This window comes from Bosea sp. F3-2 (assembly GCF_008253865.1).
In the GTDB taxonomy this organism is placed as follows: Bacteria; Pseudomonadota; Alphaproteobacteria; order Rhizobiales; family Beijerinckiaceae; genus Allobosea.
On the sequence record NZ_CP042331.1, the window covers coordinates 1355482 to 1376864 of the forward strand.

General features: G+C 65.1%; 21 protein-coding genes. 12 read left to right on the top strand and 9 right to left on the bottom strand.

All coding sequences use genetic code 11. The features are described 5' to 3' along the window. Positions 1-53 precede the first annotated feature (53 nt). Genes FQV39_RS06265 through FQV39_RS06275 form a run of 3 tightly spaced genes read left to right on the top strand, consistent with a single transcriptional unit; the run spans position 54 to position 2052 of the window. Positions 54-245, top strand: coding sequence for a hypothetical protein (locus FQV39_RS06265; RefSeq protein WP_149129506.1), 192 nt, complete (start codon positions 54-56; stop codon positions 243-245). Positions 246-295: 50 nt separating this feature from the next. Then, positions 296-847, top strand: a complete 552-nt coding sequence (locus tag FQV39_RS06270; protein WP_149129507.1) for an acyl carrier protein — start codon at positions 296-298, stop codon at positions 845-847. Beyond that, the gene (locus tag FQV39_RS06275; protein WP_149129508.1) at positions 844-2052 is read left to right on the top strand and encodes a beta-ketoacyl-[acyl-carrier-protein] synthase family protein; all 1209 of its coding nucleotides are present in this window, start codon (positions 844-846) and stop codon (positions 2050-2052) included. Before FQV39_RS06270 ends, FQV39_RS06275 begins: the two co-directional genes overlap by 4 nt. A gap of 35 nt (positions 2053-2087) precedes the next feature. Here the strand turns inward: FQV39_RS06275 and FQV39_RS06280 are convergent, their stop codons facing one another. From FQV39_RS06280 to FQV39_RS06290, 4 genes are read right to left on the bottom strand one after another with little or no spacing between them, the layout of a single operon-like run. After that, entirely contained in the window at positions 2088-2879 is a 792-nt protein-coding gene (locus FQV39_RS06280) for an SDR family NAD(P)-dependent oxidoreductase (protein WP_149129509.1), read from the bottom strand. A gap of 13 nt (positions 2880-2892) precedes the next feature. Beyond that, positions 2893-3021 carry a hypothetical protein gene (locus FQV39_RS34090; RefSeq protein WP_282570246.1) on the bottom strand — a complete coding sequence of 43 codons (129 nt, stop codon included), beginning with the start codon at positions 3019-3021 and terminating at the stop codon, positions 2893-2895. Between the two features lie 7 nt (positions 3022-3028). Beyond that, the gene (locus FQV39_RS06285; protein WP_149129510.1) at positions 3029-3616 is read right to left on the bottom strand and encodes a thiamine pyrophosphate-dependent enzyme; all 588 of its coding nucleotides are present in this window, start codon (positions 3614-3616) and stop codon (positions 3029-3031) included. A 5-nt stretch (positions 3617-3621) separates the two neighbouring features. Further along, on the bottom strand, positions 3622-4164 hold the full coding sequence (locus FQV39_RS06290) for a thiamine pyrophosphate-binding protein (protein ID WP_210251217.1): 543 nt from the start codon (positions 4162-4164) through the stop codon (positions 3622-3624). A 126-nt stretch (positions 4165-4290) separates the two neighbouring features. On the opposite strand from FQV39_RS06290, the gene FQV39_RS06295 reads away from it, so the two are divergent. The 4 genes from FQV39_RS06295 to FQV39_RS06310 all read left to right on the top strand — a co-directional run bounded on the left by FQV39_RS06295 (position 4291) and on the right by FQV39_RS06310 (position 8509). Next, positions 4291-5250, top strand: a complete 960-nt coding sequence (locus FQV39_RS06295; RefSeq protein ID WP_149129511.1) for a LysR family transcriptional regulator — start codon at positions 4291-4293, stop codon at positions 5248-5250. A gap of 92 nt (positions 5251-5342) precedes the next feature. Beyond that, entirely contained in the window at positions 5343-6503 is a 1161-nt protein-coding gene (locus tag FQV39_RS06300) for an acyl-CoA dehydrogenase family protein (RefSeq protein ID WP_149129512.1), read from the top strand. 10 nt (positions 6504-6513) lie between these two features. Next, entirely contained in the window at positions 6514-7626 is a 1113-nt protein-coding gene (locus FQV39_RS33630; protein WP_149129513.1) for a CaiB/BaiF CoA transferase family protein, read from the top strand. A gap of 22 nt (positions 7627-7648) precedes the next feature. Next, on the top strand, positions 7649-8509 hold the full coding sequence (locus FQV39_RS06310; RefSeq protein WP_149129514.1) for an HTD2 family dehydratase: 861 nt from the start codon (positions 7649-7651) through the stop codon (positions 8507-8509). Between the two features lie 84 nt (positions 8510-8593). Here FQV39_RS06310 and FQV39_RS06315 read toward each other — a convergent pair whose 3' ends face one another. Beyond that, the gene (locus FQV39_RS06315) at positions 8594-9505 is read right to left on the bottom strand and encodes a LysR family transcriptional regulator (RefSeq protein WP_149129515.1); all 912 of its coding nucleotides are present in this window, start codon (positions 9503-9505) and stop codon (positions 8594-8596) included. A 125-nt stretch (positions 9506-9630) separates the two neighbouring features. On the opposite strand from FQV39_RS06315, the gene FQV39_RS06320 reads away from it, so the two are divergent. From FQV39_RS06320 to FQV39_RS06335, 4 genes are all read left to right on the top strand, one after another. Next, positions 9631-9819, top strand: coding sequence for a hypothetical protein (locus FQV39_RS06320; RefSeq protein WP_149129516.1), 189 nt, complete (start codon positions 9631-9633; stop codon positions 9817-9819). After that, positions 9816-10745, top strand: a complete 930-nt coding sequence (locus tag FQV39_RS06325; RefSeq protein WP_149129517.1) for an AEC family transporter — start codon at positions 9816-9818, stop codon at positions 10743-10745. Before FQV39_RS06320 ends, FQV39_RS06325 begins: the two co-directional genes overlap by 4 nt. Before the next feature lie 140 nt (positions 10746-10885). Then, on the top strand, positions 10886-12091 hold the full coding sequence (locus FQV39_RS06330; RefSeq protein WP_149129518.1) for a trans-sulfuration enzyme family protein: 1206 nt from the start codon (positions 10886-10888) through the stop codon (positions 12089-12091). 192 nt (positions 12092-12283) lie between these two features. Then, a complete protein-coding gene (locus tag FQV39_RS06335) occupies positions 12284-12859 on the top strand; it encodes a LysE family translocator (RefSeq protein WP_149129519.1) in 576 nt (191 codons plus the stop codon). A 14-nt stretch (positions 12860-12873) separates the two neighbouring features. Here FQV39_RS06335 and FQV39_RS06340 read toward each other — a convergent pair whose 3' ends face one another. The 3 genes from FQV39_RS06340 to FQV39_RS06350 are packed head-to-tail and all read right to left on the bottom strand — an operon-like array spanning position 12874 to position 16843. Next, positions 12874-14496: an ATP-binding protein gene (locus FQV39_RS06340; protein WP_149133695.1), complete on the bottom strand. Its 1623-nt coding sequence runs from the start codon at positions 14494-14496 to the stop codon at positions 12874-12876. A gap of 59 nt (positions 14497-14555) precedes the next feature. Beyond that, positions 14556-15260: a response regulator transcription factor gene (locus tag FQV39_RS06345; RefSeq protein ID WP_149133696.1), complete on the bottom strand. Its 705-nt coding sequence runs from the start codon at positions 15258-15260 to the stop codon at positions 14556-14558. Next, positions 15260-16843 carry a DUF4153 domain-containing protein gene (locus FQV39_RS06350; RefSeq protein WP_149129520.1) on the bottom strand — a complete coding sequence of 528 codons (1584 nt, stop codon included), beginning with the start codon at positions 16841-16843 and terminating at the stop codon, positions 15260-15262. Before FQV39_RS06350 ends, FQV39_RS06345 begins: the two co-directional genes overlap by 1 nt. Before the next feature lie 588 nt (positions 16844-17431). On the opposite strand from FQV39_RS06350, the gene FQV39_RS06355 reads away from it, so the two are divergent. Next, positions 17432-19783, top strand: coding sequence for a xanthine dehydrogenase family protein molybdopterin-binding subunit (locus FQV39_RS06355; protein WP_210251178.1), 2352 nt, complete (start codon positions 17432-17434; stop codon positions 19781-19783). 306 nt (positions 19784-20089) lie between these two features. Here FQV39_RS06355 and FQV39_RS06360 read toward each other — a convergent pair whose 3' ends face one another. Then, positions 20090-21316, bottom strand: a complete 1227-nt coding sequence (locus tag FQV39_RS06360) for an MFS transporter (RefSeq protein WP_149129521.1) — start codon at positions 21314-21316, stop codon at positions 20090-20092. Positions 21317-21383: the final 67 nt, after the last annotated feature.

The following is a 21383-nucleotide window of genomic DNA, read 5'->3' on the forward strand; positions in this document are numbered from 1 at the left end:
CGGTGCGGGCAGCGCAAACGGGCCCGTTCCTGGAGTCTTGGCGATCCTCGAGGATGCAGGCGAAGCTGCGGGACGGCGTCGCCAAGACCAAGCCGGGCGATTGGGTCCGCACCCAGCAGTTCGACGCCAGCATCACGCGCGACGCCAAGATTCCGACGCTGACCGAGCTCGATGCGATCGCGCCGAACCATATCGGCAAGCCGGTTGTCGGACGTTCAGTGATGAGGGTGCTCCTCAGCAACTGATCACGGCACCAGTCGCAGCGCAGAATGCAAGGCCTACCCATCAAACTTAGATGCTTCCGACATTTCATGTCGGAACGCCCTCTGATGCGCCCCTGGCGCTCCTGATCAAGAAGGCGCGTTCATCCGGCACTTTTGGCCAAAATCGCGCAAGTTTCCGCCCACAACACGGCCGCCCGCTCATTCAGGAGGGTTGGCACGGAACCTGCCCTGTGCCCGCGGCCTGGAACGGGCGCGGCGCGGAGCGCGAGGTTCGCCGATCGGCGGCTTCAAGCCTCCCCAGCAAGAAAACGAGCCTTTTCGATCAAGGTGATGGCGGCCTACAGAGGATTCATGCAGGTTTCAGAATGAAAAACCTTGATATCGTGAAAGAAATCGTTGCCGGTCAGATCAGCCGGGATCCTTCCGAAATAACGGAACTGACCAGCCTCGAAGAGGCCGGCTACGATTCCCTGGACGTCCTGGAAACGATTTTCGCGATCGAAGAGAGGTTCAAGATCCGCGTTCCGTTCGACGCCAACGACCCCAAAATCAAGGAGCTGAGGACGGTCGGGGATATCGCGCGGATTGTCGACGACGCTCTCGGTGAGCGGGCGCCGGCGTGAGACGCATCGCCATTACCGGCCTTGGAGCCGTTTCACCGGCCGGATTGACCATGCCAGCGACCTGGCAGCGCATCGTCGCCGGGGAGAGCGCCATCGGGCCGCTGGTGCTGCCACGCATGGATGACGTTCCTTGCCCGGTCGCGGCACAGGTCCATGACTTCGAGCCGGATGCCCATTTCACGGCGAAGCGGCTGGGAGCACTCGATCGCGTCTCCCAGTTCGCAATCGTCGCGGCGCGAGAAGCGGTGGCCGATGCGGGCCTCCAGCCTGAAGACACCGCGTTGGCCAAGGCTGACGTCGTCATCGGCGTGGGCGTCGGCGGCATGAACACGCTGGATGACAGCTTTTATCGAATCTATGGCACGCAAGGGCGAGGTGTTCACCCTCTCACCATTCCCAAGCTGATGGCCAATGCGCCGGCAAGTCAGATCTCGATGGATCTCGGCCTGCACGGCAACACCTTCGCGGTGGCGAGCGCCTGCGCTTCGGGAACACATGCGATCGGCCTGGCCTACCGCGCCATCCTGCACGGGGATTGCGATGTCGCCCTGGCCGGCGGCTCGGAGGCCTGCATCACCAGCGGCACGCTGATCGGCTGGAGCGCGTTGAGAATTCTCTCCCGGGACACCTGCCGCCCGTTCTCGCGCGATCGCAGCGGCCTGGTGCTGGGAGAAGGCAGTGCCATCCTCGTTCTCGAGGAATGGGAGCGGGCGGTCGCTCGCAACGCTCGCATCTATGCCGAGCTTGTCGGGTTCGGCGCCAATGCGGATGCCGGCGACCTTACCTCCCCTGATCAACAGGGAGCGGAAGCGGCGATGCGGCGCGCCATCGCCAGTGCCGGCCTCACCCCCGAGTCCGTCGGTTACATCAATGCGCATGGCACTGGCACGTTGATGAACGATGCCGTCGAAAGCAGGGCCATACGTGCGGTTTTCCCTGCGGAAAACCTGCCCCTGGTCTCTTCGATCAAGGGAGTGCTCGGCCACAGCCTGGGCGCGGCCGGGGCACTCGAGGCGCTCGTCACGACGCTCGCCCTGCATCATCAGATCGTCCCCCCGACGGCGAATTGCACCGAGCCGGACGAGGATTGCGGTCTCGACGTTGTGCCGGAAGGGGCGCGGCACGCGACCATTTCGCACGCGCTGTCAAACTCGTTCGCCTTTGGCGGACTCAATGCCGTGCTGGCGTTCAAGCGCCGCGCGTAAGCGCGCGATCCTTGGACCGCTTCGGTTGGCGCGCGTCACGGCTCGCTTCGCGCCGATCCCTGCTCGGGCATGACGTAGTTCAGCACCCGCCGGCCACCATCCGGATAGATCGTCTCGCCAGTGATGTAGGAGGCGTCGTCGCTGGCGAGAAACGCCACGACCGCAGCGATCTCGGCTGCGGTGCCGTAGCGGCCGAGCGGTGTACGCGCAATGATCGCCCGGTCCGTCGCACTGGCGACGAAATCGCCGCGAACCATCTCGGTGTCGATGGTGCCCGGGCCGACGCCGACCACGCGGATGCCATTCCGGGCGAAGGCCACGGCGGCGGTGCTGGTGATCTGGTTCATGCCGCCCTTGGTGATCGCATAGGTCGCGACATTGGGGTTGGCGAGGCCGGAATTGATCGAGGACATGTTGATGATGACCCCGCCTTGCCCCTGGGCGATCATCTGCCGGGCGGCCGCCTGCGTGCCCCAGAACGCGCCTTCGAGGTTGATGCCGAGGACCTTGTCGTAATCGGCCTTGGTGACGTCGAGGAAGCTCTGCACCATGGCGATGCCGGCATTGTTGACCATGACGTCGAGCCGGCCGAACCGCTTCACCGCCGCGGCGATCAGGGCGTCGACCTGCTCCTTCTGGCTGACGTCGGTGACGACGGCGAAGACGTTATCGACCGAGCCGATGGCGGCGGCCGTTTCCTCGAGCCGTACCTTGTCGATGTCGGCGATGACGACCTTCGCCCCCTCCGCCAGAAAGCGCTCCGCACTCGCGCGCCCGATACCGCGCGCAGCCCCGGTAATGACAGCGATCCTGCCAGCCAGTTTCATGTTCAACTCCCTGCTAAAAGACCGCGGCTTCGCGAAACGGCGTACCGGGCCGGACACGCGCATAGTCCAATGGTAACAGGTCGATCGTCCTGTGTTCGCCATGGGCTTTGAAGTCGGCGACGCCTGCGATCAAGGCGCTCATCCCGCCCTCAGCAGGTGGCAAGGCCGAGATGCCGGCGGAAGCGGTTCTTGACATGGGTCGCATCGCGTGGCGGCAGCGAGCGCGGCAGGTTCTCCGCGGCGATCTTCAGCACGAAGAGCCGTGGCCCCTCGGCCGGCTCGCGCAGGCGCTCGCAGAGCGCATCCACCTCTTCCAGCACGCGCAGTTCTCGTGCGTCAGCGAAGCCGCAGGCCGCGGCCACCTTGTCGAGGGCGATCCCACGCCCCGTGTGGCTCGACTGCATGCCAGTCTCTCCGAAATGCTGGTTGTCGAGCACGATGACGTCGAGGTTCCGCGGACGGGCGACGGCGATCGTCGCCAGCGCGCCGAAGGCCATGAGCTGCTCGCCGTCGCCGGTGATGACCATCACCCGCTTGTCCGGCTGCGCCTGGGCAAGGCCGAGGCCCACCAGAGCAGCGCCACCCATCGCGCCCCAGAGGTAGTAGTTGTCGTCTCGGTCCCCAGCGGCGTGAACGTCATAGCTCGGCGAACCGAGACCGGTGACGACCAGCGCGCCATCGCGCGCATCGAGAAGCTTCTTGACCGCGTCGCGGCGGTCCATGGTCGGAAGGCGCATGAGGCTCACCACTTCTTCTTGCCGAGCAGGCGCTGACCGATCAGCACCGCGATCTGCTGGTCGGCCTCGAAGGCCATGGTCGCGGCCTGCGCCACGGTCTCGACCAGATCCTCGCCGGTTTCGGCACGCAGGACGGTGACCCCGATCGCCTCGAGCGCGGCCTGCGTCGCGCTGCCCATCGGCACCTGCGAGGGATTGAACTCGGCCCATTCGCCACGCATCGTCACCAGCATCAGCAGCGGGAAGCGGGCCTGAACCGGTAGCGACAGCATGTTGATGCAGTTTCCGGCCCCAGAGGACTGCATCAGGACGACGCTGCGCTGCCCGCCGAGCCAGGCGCCGGCAGCGATGGCAATGCCCTCCTCCTCGGTCGTCAGGACATTGGTGACCACGTCGGGGTCTGCGCTGAACAGCTTGATCAGCGTCGAGTGCCCGGCGTCTGGCACATAGGACATCTGGCCGATACCGGCCGATTTCAGCGTATCGTAAAGCTCCACCGGCCAGTCGATGGACAAGTCGCGGGCCTTCTCAGCCCTTTGCGAGGGGATGACGTCAGCGGCAGCCAAGGCGCGCCTCCTTGCGAAACGATCCGATATCCGCGCCTTTATAGCCTTGCAGAATCCTTCTCGACCTCGACCCTTTTTGACGACCAGATATAGCGATATTCGATAGCTATGGACATTTCCCAGCTCAGAACGCTGATCCACGTCGCCGAGCTCGGCAGCCTGTCGAAGGCGGCGGATCGCCTGCATATCGCCCAGCCCGCACTGAGCCGTCAGATTCGGCTGCTGGAAGATGAACTCGGCGCACGTCTCTTCGACCGGCACGGTCGCGGCATGACCGTCACGGAACAGGGGCAGGACGTTCTGCGGCATGCCCTGCGGATCATGGCGGAACTCGAAGAGATCCGGGCGGTGGTCGCGGACGAGAATGCGCCGCTGCGCGGCCATGTCTCGATCGGGATGCCTCCAACCACTTCGGACATTCTGTCCGAACCTTTGGTCGCCGCCTTCCGCGAGGCGCATCCCGAGGCGACGCTGCGGATCGTCAGCGCCTATTCCGGCTATCTGCTCGACTGGCTCCACCGCGGGGAGCTCGATGCGACCATCCTCTACGATCCGAAATCGGCCCGCACGCTGCGCATCCAGCCCCTGCTGGAGGAGACGCTGTTCCTGATCGGCCCGCCGGGGGCCGGTCTATCGCCCAATAGGAGCGTCGACTTCGCCCAGCTCGAGCATGAGCGTCTGCTTCTGCCGAGCCGCGGCCACGGGCTGCGGTCCATTGTCGAGCGCTGTGCCGAGGAATGCGGCATTTTTCTCAACATCAAGGTTGAGGCCGACAACTATTCCACTCTGAAAGGGCTCGTCAGGAGTGGGCACGGCGTCACCGTGCTGCCGCTGGCACCGATCCATGAGGAGTTGCAGGAAGGCAGGCTCTGCGCCGCTCCGCTCGTTAACCCCGTGCCGATGCGCCGCCTGATCATGTCCTACCCGACGGACCGGCCGACGCCCCGGCTGGCGCGTTTCGCCGGTCAGGCCATTGCCAAGACTATTCAAGCGCTGGTCGCGCAAGGAGTCTGGTCCGGCCGCATTCTGGGGGACGACACCTCTGTCGAGGGGCCAAAGAAGCGATAGAAAACAGGCATAGCTGTTCTCGCCAGCTTTTCGTTGTCGATATGCCATCGCGACGGCTACCAAGAGGCGCTGTTCGAGGAGCAACATCGATCATGAGCCAAGCCGTCGAAACCCATGCCGACATCCGCGATGCGGTCGCGAAGCTCTGCGCGGATTTCCCAGGCGAATACTGGCGCAGGCTCGATCGCGAGATGGCCTATCCGGCCGAATTCGTGACGGCGCTGACGGAAAGCGGCTTTCTCTCGGCGCTGATCCCCGAGGAATATGGCGGCGCCGGCCTGCCGCTCTCGGCGGCGGCGGTGATCATGGAGGAGATCCAGCGCCAGGGCTGCAACGGTGCCGCCTGCCACGCCCAGATGTATGTGATGGGCACGGTGCTCCGTCACGGCACCGAGGACCAGAAGCAGCGCTATCTGCCGAAGATCGCCTCAGGCGAGCTCAGGCTCCAGGCCTTCGGCGTCACCGAGCCGACCAGCGGCACCGACACCACAGCCCTGCGCACCACAGCCCGGCGCGAGGGCGACCACTATGTCGTCAACGGCCAGAAGATCTGGACGAGCCGCGCGGCGCAATCCGACCTGATGCTGCTGCTCGCCCGCACCACGCCACGCGACCAGGTCGCCAAGCGCACCGACGGGCTCTCGGTCTTCATCCTCGACATGCGCGAGGCGCTGAAGGACGGCCTGACCATCCGGCCGATCCGCACGATGATGAACCACGCCACCACCGAGGTCTTCTTCGACAATGTGAAGGTGCCGGCGGCAAACCTTGTCGGCGAGGAGGGCAAGGGCTTCCGCTACATCCTCTCCGGCATGAATGCCGAGCGCATCCTGATCGCGTCCGAGTGCATCGGAGACGCAAAGTGGTTCATCGACAAGGCCTCGAACTACGCCAAGGAACGCCACGTCTTCGGCCGGCCGATCGGCCAGAACCAGGGCATTCAGTTCCCGATCGCCAAGGCCTACGCCAATATGCGCGCGGCCGAGCTGATGGTGCGCGAGGCAATCCGACTCTACGAGGCCGGCGCCAATCCCGGCGCCGAGGCCAACATGGCCAAGATGCTGGCGGCGGATGCTTCCTTCGAAGCGGCCAATGCTTGTGTGCAAACGCATGGCGGCTTCGGCTTCGCCGAAGAATACGACGTCGAGCGCAAGTTCCGCGAGACGCGGCTCTATCAGGTCGCGCCCATCTCCACGAACCTGATCCTGTCCTACCTCGCCGAGCACGTCCTCGGCATGCCGCGCTCCTACTGAAAGCCCCAAGATGCCGTCTGCCCGCAGCCCGCTCGAAGGTCTCCTCGTCATCGCGATCGAACAGGCGGTGGCTGCCCCCTTCTGCACCTCGCGCCTCGCCGATGCCGGCGCGCGCGTCATCAAGGTCGAGCGGCCGGAGGGCGATTTCGCGCGCGGCTATGACGACGTCGCCAAAGGGCAGTCGAGCTATTTCGTCTGGCTCAACCGCGGCAAGGAATCGCTCGTCGTCGATCTCGCCTCGCCTGAAGGGAAACAGACGCTGCGCGAGCTGCTCGCCCAGGCGGACGTGCTGGTCCAGAACCTGAAGCCCGGCGCCCTCGCCCGCCTCGGCTTCGGCCCCGAGGAGCTGCGCAAGCGCCATCCGCGCCTGATCTGCTGCTCGATCAGCGGCTATGGCGAAACCGGCCTCCTCGCCGAGCGCAAAGCCTATGACCTGCTGATCCAGGCGGAATCCGGCCTGTCCTCGATCACCGGCGGCCCCGAGGAGCCCGCCCGCGTCGGCATCTCGATCGTCGACATCGCGACCGGCGCCACCGCCCATGCCGCGGTCCTGGAGGCGCTGATCGCCCGCGGCATCACCGGCGAAGGTGCCGATATCCGCGTCTCGATGTTCGATGTGATGGCCGACTGGCTGACCGTGCCGCTGCTGCATCAGGAAGGCGGCAAGGCGCCCAGGCGCATCGGCCTCGCCCATCCCTCGATCGCGCCCTATGGCGTCTTCGCCACCAGCGACGGCAAGCAGATCCTGATCTCGATCCAGAGCGATCGGGAATGGACGAAGTTCTGCGCCGAATTCCTGGGCCGGCCTGAGCTCGCGACCGACGAGCGCTTCGCGCGGAATGTCGCGCGCGTGCGCAACCGCGCCGAGACTGATGCGATTGTCACCGCTGCCCTCAGCGGCTTCGACGAGGCGCAAGCCAGGGAGGCGCTGCTGCGTGCCGATGTCGCCTTCGCGGCGGTCAACGACATGGCTGCGCTTGCGACCCATCCGCATCTGCGCCGCATCACCGTCGAGACCGAAGCCGGCCCGGTCGCCTTCCCCGCACCCGCGCCGATCATCATGGGAGCCGAGCGCGACTACGGCCCCGTTCCAGCGATCGGCCAGCACGCCACGCTCGACTGAAAGCAGCAGGAGGACCCGCATCGTGAGCAGCGAGACATCACCCAAGCTCGACATTGCGCATCTGCGAAGCTGGATCGGCCGCGAGGATATCGGCACCGACATCGTGAGCGAGGATATCGCGCGGAAATACCACGCCACCTTCGACTATCCGGGCGAAGCTCCGAAGGCGGGCGAGGCCGTACCGCGGCTGATCCACTTCTGCCTGGCGCAGCCGGCTGCTCCCACGGCTGCGCTCGGGTCCGACGGCCACCCGGCCCGTGGCGGCTTCCTGCCGCCGGTGCCGCTGCCGCGCCGGATGTGGGCCGGTGGCGCCTTCACCTTCCACGGCGACCTTCGGGTCGGCGACGCGGCGAAGCGCATTTCCCGCATCGCCGATGTGGTGCAGAAGGAAGGCCGCACCGGCACGCTCTGCTTCGTCACGGTGCAGCACCACGTCGAGGCGAATGGCGTGCTCGTGCTGGAGGAGCGGCAGGACATCGTCTATCGCGATCTCGATGGTGCTGCGGGCACCGCGAAGCAGCCGCCGATGGCCGAGGCGGGCACTCACCGGCGCGCGATGAAGGCCGAGGCGCCGCTGCTCTTTCGCTATTCGGCGCTGACCTTCAACGGCCACCGGATTCATTATGACCGCCGCTATGTCATGGAAGTCGAGGGCTATCCGGGCCTGATCGTCCACGGCCCGATGCAGGCGGCCCTGCTCTGCAACTATGCGACCGAGCTGCGCGGCGCTCCGCCGAAGCACTTCAGCTTCCGCGGCCTGTCCCCGCTCTTCGACGACGATGCGTTCGCGCTCCATGCCAAGGAGGACGGCGAGAGCCTGAAGCTCTGGACCGCCAAGGAGAGCGGCCTGCTCTGCATGACGGCCGAGGCTGCCTGGTCGTAAGTTCGGCTTGCGAGTGCAATTCCCCATGCCGACAAATTGCTGGCTCTGATGCCTTGCTTGACTATCGACAGCCAGGTCGGGGGATTATCGAGCTCCGCGAACTCCTTCGCATGCGTTGCTGCAGATCGCCTGATGGGCTTCAGCGACCGCATTGGCCAGCACCCCGGTCAGCCGCTCCGTTCGACGGTCATGCCGTTCGAGGAGGACGATGCGTCGGCTCAACTGGGGCTCGCCGAACGGCAGGGATGTCAGATCAAGCCTCGCATGCACATCATCCGATAGCGGGGCAATCGCGACACCGAGCCCCCTCTCGACCATGCGCAGGATGACCTCCTGGCTATCCAGGATCATTTCCTCCCGCACGGTTATGCGCTGTCGACGCAATTCACGGTCGATCACTCTTCCGGCCCAGGCGCGGCTGTCGAACCTGATGAAGGGCAACCCGCTCAGCAGCTCTCGCGGATCCTTCTGATCGTTGCCTCTCGGCGCAATGAGCCAGAACCGGTCCTCATAGAGCGGCGTCCAGATCAGATCCGAAGGGTAAGGACGCACAGGCTCTGTCGTGATGGCAGCGTCCAACTCACCGGCAGCGACTTGCACCGCGAGCTCTGCCGACATGCCGGCAACAACATGAACACGAATGCGAGGATGGGCCCGATTCAAGGCGCTCAACGCATCCGGCAAGACGCCCGACAGGGCTGTCTGGATCGCGCCAATCTTCAGACGGCCGACCAGCGAGCGCTCATCACTGAGGGCCTCTGGAATCCGGTCATAGAGCGCCAGAACCTCTTCCGACCGCGCGAGGACGATCTTGCCTGCTTCCGTCAGAACCGGCAGCCGCCGCGAGCGATCGAAGAGGGTCACCCCGAACTCGTCTTCGAGAGCCTTCACCTGCAAGCTCACGGCGGACTGCGTCAGCCCGACCGCTTCACCGGCGCGCGCGAATGATCCGTGACGTGCAATCGCGTGCAAGGTCCGAAGAGCGCGCAGCGACATGATCGGCCCCCATTCAGGTCAGATGCAATCAACGAGTTTTTCTTATCAATGGGAAGAGAATTAAGAGTTTTTCCTGCAGCTATTTGACTGATAGGTCTTCGCCAGCTTCGTGACGCGAGATCGACATGGCGGCCTTCCCAAACGCTTCTGACCTTCTTCTGGAAGCGGGCGTCGCGACGGTTCCCGGCGGCACCTTCGGCGCTCCCGGACATCTGTGCCTGTCATTCGTGGCCGATACCGTGACCCTCGAAGACGGTTGCCGCCGCATCGTTGCAGCCTTGGACGCACAGGCAGCCTTGGACGCACAGGCATGACCGGCGATGTCCTGCTAGCCCTTTTGCCCGTCATCATCTTGATCGGGCTCGGGATGGCTCTGCGCCAGAGGCGGTTCCTGCAAGAGAGCTTTTGGCCACAGGCAGAGCGGCTCGGCTACTATGTCCTCCTGCCCTGCCTGTTCTTTCACGGCCTTGCCACCGCGCAGCTGGAAGCACTGCCGGTTCGTGACCTGGCGTTGACGCTGATCCTGTCGACCATTGTAGTCGCGGCGTTGGTCATGGCCATCCAGCCGCTGCTGAAGCTGGACGGGCCGGCATTCACCTCGGTGTTTCAGGGAAGCGTCCGGTTCAACAACTATGTCGGCGTGACCTTGGCTGCGGGCCTCTTCGGAGCCAAAGGCATCGCCTTGGCGGCGATCTGCAACGCGGCAATTGTTCCGACCGTCAATGTCCTTTGCGTGCTGGTGTTCGCCCGCTTTGGCGCAGCAAAGCTCAGCGGCCGCGGCATTCTCAAGCAGCTCGTGACGAACCCGCTGGTGGTGGCCTCTCTCTCCGGGATTCTCTTCCAGCTCATCGGCCTGCGTATTCCTCCCGGCCTTGATCCCGCCATGCGCTCCCTGGGTGCGGCCTCGTTGCCGCTCGGGCTACTCTGCGTTGGTGCGGCACTTGATTTCGGCTCGGCCCGCAGATGGATCAGACCGGTCGCCTCCTCATCGATCATGAAGTTCCTGGCGATGCCTGTCGCAACGGTGCTCATAGCCATCGTCACGGGACTGAATGGCCCGGCCCTGACAACGGCGCTGCTGTTCCAGGCCCTGCCGACAGCGTCCTCCGCCTACATCATGGCGCGCCAGCTCGGCGGGGATGCACCTCTGATGGCCGGGATTACGGCGATCCAGACCGCCCTCGCGGTCGTTGCGATCCCTGTCGTGCTGATCGGCCTGTCAGGCTGGGGCGTGCTTTGAGCGGACTATCCGGGCGTTTGCGGGCTGAGCGGGGCGCGATCGCGGCCATGGCTAATCCGCGCTTCGGCACGCAAACTACGACTGATCGGAATCGAAAGGGCTCTTATCCCTTCGAGAGCCGATGAAGGGAGGCATCGCATATGTCGCTTGATCGCAGACGGAACCGGACCCAGGGCTTTTCCACCCGCGCCATTCACCTCGGCTATGACCCCGCCGAGCATGAAGGCGCGCTCACGCCACCGATCTTCATGACCTCGACCTACGCCTTCGAAAGCGCCGAGCAGGGTGCGGAGATCTTCAGGGGCGAGCGGCCCGGCTATGTCTATGGCCGCTCGAAGAATCCGACGCAGACCATTCTCGAAGAACGCATGGCGAGCCTGGAAGGCGCCGAGGCCGGCATGACCGCCGCCTCGGGCATGGGTGCGATCGCGACCGTCGTGCTGACCCTGCTTTCACCCGGCGACGAGGTCGTGATCGACCATACGCTCTACGGCAACACCTATGCGCTGTTCACACAGGGGCTGGCGAGGCTCGGCATCATCGCCCGCCCGGCGGACTTCACCCAACTCGATACGCTGACGACAATGGTCGGCGAGCGCACGAAGCTGGTGTTCTTCGAAACACCGGCCAATCCGAACCTGCGCGTCATCGACATCGCCGCGGTGTCGCGCATCGCCCATCAGGCGGGCGCGCTGGTCGTCGTCGACAACACCTTCGGCACGCCCGTGCTGCAGCGCCCGCTGGAGTTCGGAGCCGACATCGTCGTCCATTCCGGGACGAAATATCTCGGCGGGCATGGCGATCTGCTGGCCGGCATCGTCGTCGGCCCAACCGAGCTGCTGAAGCAGATCCGGCAAACCGGCCTGCGCTGGATGACCGGCGCGACGCTCTCTCCCTTCAACTGCTTCCTCATGCTGCGCGGGCTGAAGACGCTCGAAGTCCGGGTCGAGCGCCATGCCGCTTCGGCCCTGAAGGTGGCGCGCGAACTGGAGCGCCACCCGCGCATCGTCAGCCTGTCCTATCCCGGCCTGCCGTCCTTCCCGCAATTCGAGCTCGCCCAGCGGCAGATGTCGGGTTCCGGCGGCGGCCTGATTTCCTTCGAGCTCGATGGCGGGATCGAGATGGGCATGGCCTTCATGAACCATCTCCGGCTGATCACCCGCGCCGTCAGCCTCGGCGATGCGGAGACCCTGATCCAGCATCCCGCCAGCATGACCCATGCGATCGTCAGCCGGGAGGACCGGTTGAAGCACGGCATCAGCGACGGGCTCCTGCGGCTTTCGATCGGGCTGGAGAGCGTGGAGGATATCCTCGACGATCTCACCGGAGCGCTCGACGCGCTTTAGAGAACGCGCCGATCTGACTGCAACGCAGTCAGATCGGAGAACGCGTTCTCTCACTCAAGTTGAGAGCCGGATCCGATCAGGTTGATTCAATCTGATCGGATCCGGCTCTAAGCCTGAGAGATTCCGGCGGGCTTGAGCGGAGACTGATCGGGATCAAGGCGCAGAGACCGCGCTTGTGGTACCGGATGCGCCATGCATCTGTCCGTTTTCGCCTTCGCATGCGCGTCGCTGCTCGCGACCCCTGGTCCGACAAACACGTTGTTGGCGACAGCCGGCGCCGAAGTCGGGTGGCGGCGCGCTCGATATCTGTTGGCTGCGGAACTCTCCGGCTATCTGCTGGCTATCACGATCTTGAGGCTCGTACTGGGGCCGGTGATCGCCAGCCTGCCAGTGTTCGCGTTGGTGCTTCAAGGTGTCGTCGTCGTTTACGTGCTTCATCTGGCGATCGCGCTCTGGAGGCGCGGCAATGTTCGCCTTCTCACGGGGCAATCGATCACCTTCCAGCGTGTTTTCCTGACCACGTTGCTCAACCCGAAAGGGCTGATCTTTGCATTCACCCTCATCCCGGCGGCTGATGGCGTGTTGGTCGGGCTCGGAGTGCTTTCAGTGGAGATCGCCACGATTGGTTTCGGGTGGATCCTCCTGGGGAGCGCCTTCCATGCGCGCCTGCAGAATGCGGCCAACGCAAAGATCGGGTACCGCGTAAGCGCTGGGATGCTGGCCCTGCTCGCCGGCGCGGTGGCAGCACGGGCTCTCGCGGCATTCTGACCCCAGAGACCGTTTCAGCGATCAGGTTGAATCAACCTGATCGGATCCGGCCGAAAGGCCGACGTTGAGCTGTGATTGGAGCTTTTCGCGCGGGGTTGTCGCGGGAGCACGATCACGAAATGCGTCCCTCGCGTAGCGTCAGCGAGCGAAATCGAGCCACCATGCGCTTCCAGCATCGCGCGCACGATGGCGAGACCCATCCCCGTTCCCCCGCTGTCGCGGCGTGTTGTGAAGAAGCTGTCGAAGATTCGCGCGCGGTTATTCAGCGATATGCCGTGCCCGTCGTCGCGAATATCGAGGAGGATGAACTCGCCCTGTCGTTCCGCATCGACCGTGAACCGGGCGGCACCATGACGCTCGGCATTGTCGGCCAGATGTGACAGCACGATGCGGAGGTTTTCCGTCGACATGCCCAGCAGGCTCGCCAGCTCACCACGACCCTGGATCGCAAGCCCGGGAAAGGCATCGTGCAGCGTTGCGACGACGGAGCCGAGATAGCTCGAACCGTCCGTGGGCGTGCCTTCGGCGCGCGCCAGCTCGCGGAGGCGATTGGTGATCGCCGTCAGCCGCTTCGTATCGGCGACGATATTGTCGAGGAAGCGGCGGCGCTCCGCCTCGGTCATGCGGTCCTCGCCCGCGCCGATGTCGTCCCGCAGCAGCTCGGCTGCGCCCTCGATCGAGGTGAGCGGCGATTTGAGCTCATGCGAGACATGGGCGGCGAAGGTCGCCACAAAGTCCGAGCGCGTGTTGAGGGCGCCGGCCATGTCGAGGAAGCTTTGCGACAGCGTCGCGAACTCAGCCGTGCCGTGATGCTTGAGTGGACGCAGCGCGCTGCGGTCGCCCTTGCCGATCGCCGCTGTCCTGGCGATCAGCTCCTTGACCGGCCGCGTGATCGTCCGATGGAAGGCCAGCCCGATCAGCAGGGTCAGGGCGATGACCGACAGCCCAGCCGCAATGACCTTGCCGCGCTCCTCATACAGATGGCGGAAGACATTGCTCGGCGTGCGGGATGCATAGAGAACCGCCGCGACGCGTCCATCGATGACGACCGGCATCGCCGTGAAGACCCGCACACCGGTGCCCCGGCTCAGCGAATAGAGCGGTGGCGGCTCGTGCTTGGAGACACGCAGCCTCAGTGCCGCCGCGAACCGGCCGCGCAACGCCTCTGCAACCTCCTCGACATGAGCCAGCGATTGCCCGATCTCCTCTCGCCCGGCGATGACGACGCCTTGCGGATCGAGCAGCCTGAAGCCGGCGAGCGTCACGCGCTGCGTCTCGGCGAGAAGAGGCCTGAGCCGCTCGCCCGCAGCGCGGAAAGCCTCGAGCGCCGGGCGCGGTGCGAGCTGCGCCTCGGGCCGTCGCCGCAGGAGCTGATCTCGCGCCAGATCGAGCTCCGGCAGGATCGGAGCAAGCTCGCCGGGCGCCTCCGGCTGGGTGTCGAGAGGAACCGTCGCCCCCAGCGCAGCATCGGCCGGCAGGTTCATTCGCAGGTCCTGCCCGATGGTTGCGGCCAGCGCCGCACTCTGGGCGATCAGTTCCGATTCCGCCTGATGCACGAGTTGGTTCTCGTAGATCCGGAAGAAGAACAAGCCGACGAAAGGCAGCGCCAGCACGGCTGTCAGCATCATGAAGACCATGAGGCTGAGGCTCGGCCGCCACTTCGGCGTCACCAGCGCCCGCGGCTCACTCCCTCCCGTCACGCCGAGGCCTCGCAACGGCCCAGTCTGAAGCCAACGCCGTGCACGGTCTCGATCGCGTTCTCGCCGCCCGCCCTCAGGATCTTCGACCGGATGTTGCGGATATGGCTGTCGATGGTCCGGTCCGAGACATGGATCGCGCCGCCATAGGCCTGGTCGAGGATCTGGTCCCGGCTGAAGACCTGGCGTGGCCGCGCGATCAGCGTCCGCAGAATTTCGAATTCGATGGCGGTCAGGGAAAGCTCGCTGCCGTTGAACCGCACCTCATGCGTGGATGGGTCGAGGCTCAGGGCCCTCCAGGCCAGGGACTCCTCGACGCTCTTGGCAACCTTCAAGCCGTTGCGGACGCGCTTGAGGATGACGTTGACGCGGGCGACGAGCTCGCGCGGGCTGAACGGCTTGGTGACATAGTCGTCGCCGCCGATTTCCAGCCCGAGGATGCGGTCGATCTCGTCGTCGCGTGCGGAGAGGAACAGGATCGGCACCTCCGAGGATTTCCGGATCTGCCGGCAGACCTCGAGCCCGTCCATCTCCGGCATGCCGATGTCGAGGACGACGAGATCCGCCGGGCGCTGCCTGAAGGCATCGAGCGCCTGCAGGCCGTCGCGCGCGACCACTGTGGCCATGCCGGCCTTCTCCAGCGCGAAGCAGATCACCTCGCAGATATGGCTATCGTCGTCGACCACGAGAATGCGCGGCGCCATCATCTGCCCTCAGGGGTATCGGCCGGTGATACCGGCATCGTCTTGAACGGAGCTTCGCGAGTGTTAGCCAAGTATCGCGACAGCCGCCATCCGCGGAAGCTCCAGCCGCGCCAGTCGCCTTGCGACCTGTGATGGCACTGGGCGAGCCTGTCGCGCCGAGCTGCGAACGTGGCGGCATATCGGGTCCATGGCGAGTGGGGCGGGACGTGACCTGCGGCAGCGATCCGCGGCACATAGCGATCGATCGCCGGGATGGCATGCGGGCCGAGCCCGAACAGATAGGGGATGTCGATATGCTGCCCCTCCCCGCGCATCTCGAAAGAGTGGCGGAGATTGTAGTTGGCGATGACGACCGCCGTATCCACGAAGCTGTAGGTATAGAGCGTCAACGCCAGCGCGACCATATTCGCAGACACCAGCCAGCCAACCGTCCGGCGCGTCAGAATCTGGGCCAATATCAGGACGAGCCCGGCAGCGACGAGCAGCATCCAGACAAACGCCGCCAGCCGCAGACCGGTCAATGAATACGCGTCGACATAGAGATCGAGGCGCAACAGGGCGGAGAGCACGAGCAGGATGTTCTGCCCCACCCAGGCGAGGACCAGCGGCCTGACCAGGGGATCGCGCTCGCTGGACCCCGACGGGCGCATGGCAACCAGCACGAAGGCAGCTGCCAGCAATGCGGTCACCACCAGCGGATAGGCGCCGCGATGGGCATAGCTCGCATGGCTCAACCCTGCCGGCAGGCTGGCGCCGCCCCAGAGATAGACGATGTCCATCGCGGTCTGAATGGCGAAGAGCCCATTGAACAGAACCAGGGAGCGCCTGACCGTCTGGTCGCTCAGCGGATCGAGCGGATGGAGCGCCGACATGGCCGTTGACGGTGCGGGGCGGCTGCGCTTGCGGAGGCGAAGAGAGCGGATGCGGACAAGAGGCCAGATCAGGCACAGCATGACGGCCCAGAACACCGAGCGCCCGGAGAAGAGCTGACCCAGCATCGCAAGGATATCGATCCGGCTCAGCCAACTCTCCAGCAGCGGATTTGCCGATACGAACAGCGAGATGAAGACAGCGCAGAACAGAAGCGGCACCATCCAGCCCAGCAATCCGGACAGGATACCTGTCCGCTGCTTTCGCCGCGCCCCGTAACGGCTCGCCCGCGCGAAGTCGCTGAACAATCGGAAGATGCCTGAAAACGGCATGCGCAGCGCGGCCCGCAGATGCTCCAGCCAGGGCAGATCCCGGACCTCGATCAATGTCCGTGCGCAGACAGCGGTCGTAATCAAAGCGATCGTCACCGACAGCCAATTGATGTCTTCGACGACCGGCAGGATTCCGGCCGCAAGCAGGATGACCGCGCGCCAGCGCCGTGCAGATTCGGCGCGGATCGGGTTGAGGCAGGCCGAAGCCGCGGCGAGAGCAGCGAGGAAGAGTGCGAGCGAGATCCCGAGCCGGTGTCCGTAGAACAGAGCATCCGCCAGAGCGACCAGGGCGGCTGCAGCTGCCAACTGGATCGTCAGCCATCCGGCTGGCCGCTTGGCGCGCGGGAGGAGAGTGTCGTGTTCGGATGCATAGACTGGCATACTCGTCGATCTCGACTGGGACCGCCCGCAGCCGCGGCTGACGCCGAGACCGGAAAGGCAAGGATTTCGGCACAGGCGGGCCGCATCGTCGCCTCCAGCCACCAGCCGTCATTGACCAGCCTGCGCGGCAGCCTTTGGGAGAAGGAGGTGGGAGCGACAATGTCCGCCATGCGCAATCCATGCGCCTGTCGCTTGCAGCGCTTTCGACGGAGATCGGCAGAAGCTCAGGATTTTCGTGCAGTTTTTGCGCAGAGCCGCGGATCTTCCGCGAGCCGTCCCGCTCACGCAGCGGGAAAAGCGCCGTTTTCCGCTGACATCAGCGAATCGGTCGTTGGGGCCCGGCCACTACGTCATTGGCCTTTCCGCAAGGGCAAAGCTTCAAGCCGCTTTCCGCCGCGCTACCCGACACGGTCAATGGAGCTATGTCGCAGCCCCAGGCGCCAATTCGCTTTGGGGCGCATATGGTCGTCGGCAGTTGGGTACGCCGCTCAAGAATGAAGCGGCGCCCGCGCGAGGTTGAAGGCAAAGGCACTTGTCCATTGGATCGGAGCTACCGCCTCGGCTTCCATTCGACTGTGGTGCCTTGCGATGAACATGCATGTTTCTCAGGCCGCTCGCTCGACCGGCCGCGTTGGAATTGGCCAGTCGCTTCCGCGCAACGAGGATGCGGTCCTCGTCCGCGGCGCAGGGCGCTACACCGACGATCTTTCGCTGGAAGGGCAGCTCTACGCGGCCTTCGTCCGCAGCCCGCATGCACATGGCGCCATTCGCGGCATTGATACCGCCGCTGCGAAAGCGATGAAGGGCGTCGTCGCGATCTATACGGCCGATGATCTCGAAGGCCAGCGCTATGGCGCGCTGAAATGCCAGGTGGACCTGCCGAACCGGGACGGAACCGCGATGAGGAAGCCGGTCCGGAAGGCGCTTGCAGCGGACAAGGTGCGCTTCGTCGGCGACCCCGTCGCAATGGTCGTGGCCCGCACGGCGCTGCAGGCGCGCGATGCCGCCGAGGCCGTGTCGCTCGATATCGACATCCTGCCCGCGGTCATTTCGGTGGAGGCGGCGCTTGCCCCCGACGCGCCGCAGCTGTTCGACGACGTTCCAGGCAACCTCATCCTCGACTACCATTTCGGCAACGCCGAGAAGGTCGCCGCGGCCTTTGCCCAGGCCGCGCACGTCACCCGGGTGCGGATCGTCAACAACCGCATCGTCGTGAATCCGATCGAACCGCGCGCAGCGATCGGGACCTATGATCGCAAGGCGGGGCGCTACACGCTCCATGCCCCGAGCCAAGGCGCCTTCGGCATGCGCAACAATCTCGCGGCAGCAATGGGCGTGCCGCAGGACCGGATGCGCCTGGTCACCGGGCATGTCGGCGGCTCCTTCGGCATGAAGGCGGCGGTGTTTCCGGAATATGTCGTGCTGCTGCATGCGGCACGGCTGCTGAAGAAGCCGGTGAAATGGACCGACCAGCGGTCCGAAAGCTTCGTTTCCGACCATCACGGCCGCGACATGGTCTTCGAGGCCGAGCTCGCCCTCGATGCGCGCGGGCGGTTCCTCGCGACGCGCTTCACCGGCACCGGCAATATGGGGGGCTATCTCTCGCCGCCGGGCCCGCTGATGGCCACGCTGAACATCGGCAAGAACAGCGTCGGCATGTATCGCACGCCGCTGGTCGAGGTACAGACGCGCTGCGCCGTCACCAACACCGTGCCTATCGCGGCCTATCGCGGCGCCGGGCGCCCCGAGGGCAACTACTTCATGGAGCGGCTGGTCGATACCGCCGCCCGGGAGATGGGGATCGACAGCGCCGTTCTGAGGCGGCGCAACCTGATCGAGCCCCGGCAACTGCCCTGGAAGACCCCGATCGGGACGGTCTATGACAGCGGCGACTTCCCGGCTCTCTTCGCCCGGGCGCTGGAGGCGGCCGACTGGAAGGGCTACCGGACGCGCGAGCGCGCCAGCCGCAAGGCCGGCAAGCTGCGCGGGCGCGGGATCGGCTGCTATCTCGAGGTCACCGCCCCTCCCAGCAACGAGATGGGCGGCATCCATTTCGAGCCGGACGGAACGGTCACCATCGTCACCGGGACGCTCGACTACGGGCAGGGACACTGGACGCCCTTCGCCCAGGTTCTGACGAGCCAGCTCGGCGTGCCCTTCGAGAAGATCCGCCTCGTGCAGGGCGACAGTGACCGCCTGATCGCCGGCGGCGGCACCGGCGGCTCGAAATCGATCATGGCAAGCGGCTCGGCGATCATCGAGGCGAGCGTGCGCGTCATCGAGAAGGGCAAGCTTCTGGCTGCGCACTTCCTGGAGGCGGGCGTCGCCGACATCGAATTCGCCAATGGCCGCTTCAGCATCGCGGGAACCGACCGGTCGATCGACATCATGGAGCTCGCCCGGAAGCTGCAGGCGGGCGCACCCTTGCCCGAGGACCTGCCCCGGACGCTCAACGTCGATCACGTCTTCAAGGCGGCGCCCTCGGCCTATCCCAATGGCTGCCATATCGCCGAGGTGGAGATCGACCCGGACACCGGGCATGTCGAGATCGCGAGCTACGTCATGGTCAACGACTTCGGGGTGCTGGTGAACCCGATGATCGTCGAAGGGCAGCTGCATGGCGGGGTCGTGCAAGGCATCGGCCAGGCGATCTGCGAGATGACGTCCTATGACGAAACCGGCCAGCTGATGACCGGCTCCTATATGGACTATGCGATGCCGCGCGCGGCGGACGTGCCCTTCTTCTCCTTCATCAGCCAGGGCGTGCCGACCCGAACCAACCCCGTTGGCGCGAAGGGCTGCGGCGAGGCCGGCTGCGCCGGCTCGCTGCCTTCGGTGATGAACGCGATCGTCGACGCCCTCTCGCCCTATGGGGTGCGCCACGTCGACATGCCGGCGACGCCCCAGGCCATCTGGAGGGCCATCCACGCGCGGGCTTAGCCCCGCGTCCGCACCGGCACGGGATCGCCACGCCCCGGGCAGCACTGTGCTGGCTAGCCGAACGCCGCTGTTACGAGGCGCTGCTGGATTTTCACGGAAACTGTCCCGTCATTCCGGACAAGCCGCGAGAGCGGCGCCGATCCGGAATCCATCATATGGCTTAAGCGCTCTCCGATGGATTCCGGGCAAGCCCGGAATGACGGCGCGTTTCCACCGAAAGTCAGCAGGCTCTTGATCCCGAAAAGGCTCGGCGCGAGCGTTTGCAAGTTCTCGCATCCCTGAGCGCATGGCGCTGCTCGGGCTGCATCAATGCGCCGGTGGCGCTCCGGCTGCGGTTTCGTTCAGTCGTGGCAGGAACCAGGCAAGGAGGCCGACCGCCGGGATGAACGAACAGATCTTGTAGACCGTCTCGATGCCGAGAATATCCGCGAACGCACCGAGCAGCGCCGCCGCCAATCCGCCAAGTCCGAAAGTGAGCCCGTAGAAGAAGCCGCCGACGAGCCCGACGCGACCGGGGAGCAATTCGAGCGCATAGATCAGAATCGCGGCGAAGGCGCTCGACATGATCAGGTTGATCACGATGGTCAGCACGCCCGTCCAGAACAGATCGGCATAGGGCAGGATCAAGGTGAAGGGCAGCGCGCCCAGAATCGAGAACCAGATGATCTTGTTGCGGCCGATCCGATCGCCCAGCATGCCCCCGCCCAGGGCGCCCGCCGCCGAGGAGGCCAGGAAAAGGAACAGCATGACCTGCGAATTCTGCACGGAGATGCCGAATTTGCCGATCAGGTAGAAGGTGTAGAACGAGGTGAAGCTGGCGGTGTAGGCGTTCTTCGAGAACAGCAGCACGACCAGGATCGTGATCGCGAAGGCGACCGAGCGCCGGCGTGGCCAGGTGGGTCTTTCGCCCGTTGTCGCAGCGGGCTTGGGCGGGCGCGCACGGTCCAGCCGGGCATAGCTCGACGCCGTCCAGATCATCAGCAGCATCGCGACGAGTGCTGCGACCGAGAACCAGGCGAGGCTCCCCTGCCCGCGCGGCACGATGATGAAGGCAGCAAGCAGCGGCCCGAGCGCGCCGCCCGTCTGGCCACCGACCTGAAAGATGCCCTGCGCGAAACCATGCTGTCCGCCGGAGGCGTTGCGCGCCATCCGCGTCGCCTCCGGATGGAAGATCGACGAGCCGATCCCGACGCAGGCCGCCGAGAGGAGGAGGAGCCCGTAGCTCCCGGCATAGGAGAGGCCGATGAGACCGGCGAGCGTGAAGCCCATGCCCAAGACCATCGAATAGGGCATCGGATGCTTGTCGGTATAGAGCCCGACGGCTGGCTGCAGCAACGACGCCGAGACCTGGAAAGTCAGCGTGATCAGACCGATCTGGCCGAAGTCGAGGCGATAGGCTTCCTTGATGATCGGATAGATCGCCGGGATCAGCGACTGGATCATGTCGTTGAGCAGATGCGTCACGCTGAGCGCGATTAGCACTGGCATCATGGCACGCTGAGGCAAAGAGACGGTCGGTGCGCTAGCGGTCATCGAGGAAACTTCCGGCACGCCCGGCCGGAACGATTCCCACCCGACACGCAGAATGCGCTCTAGACGA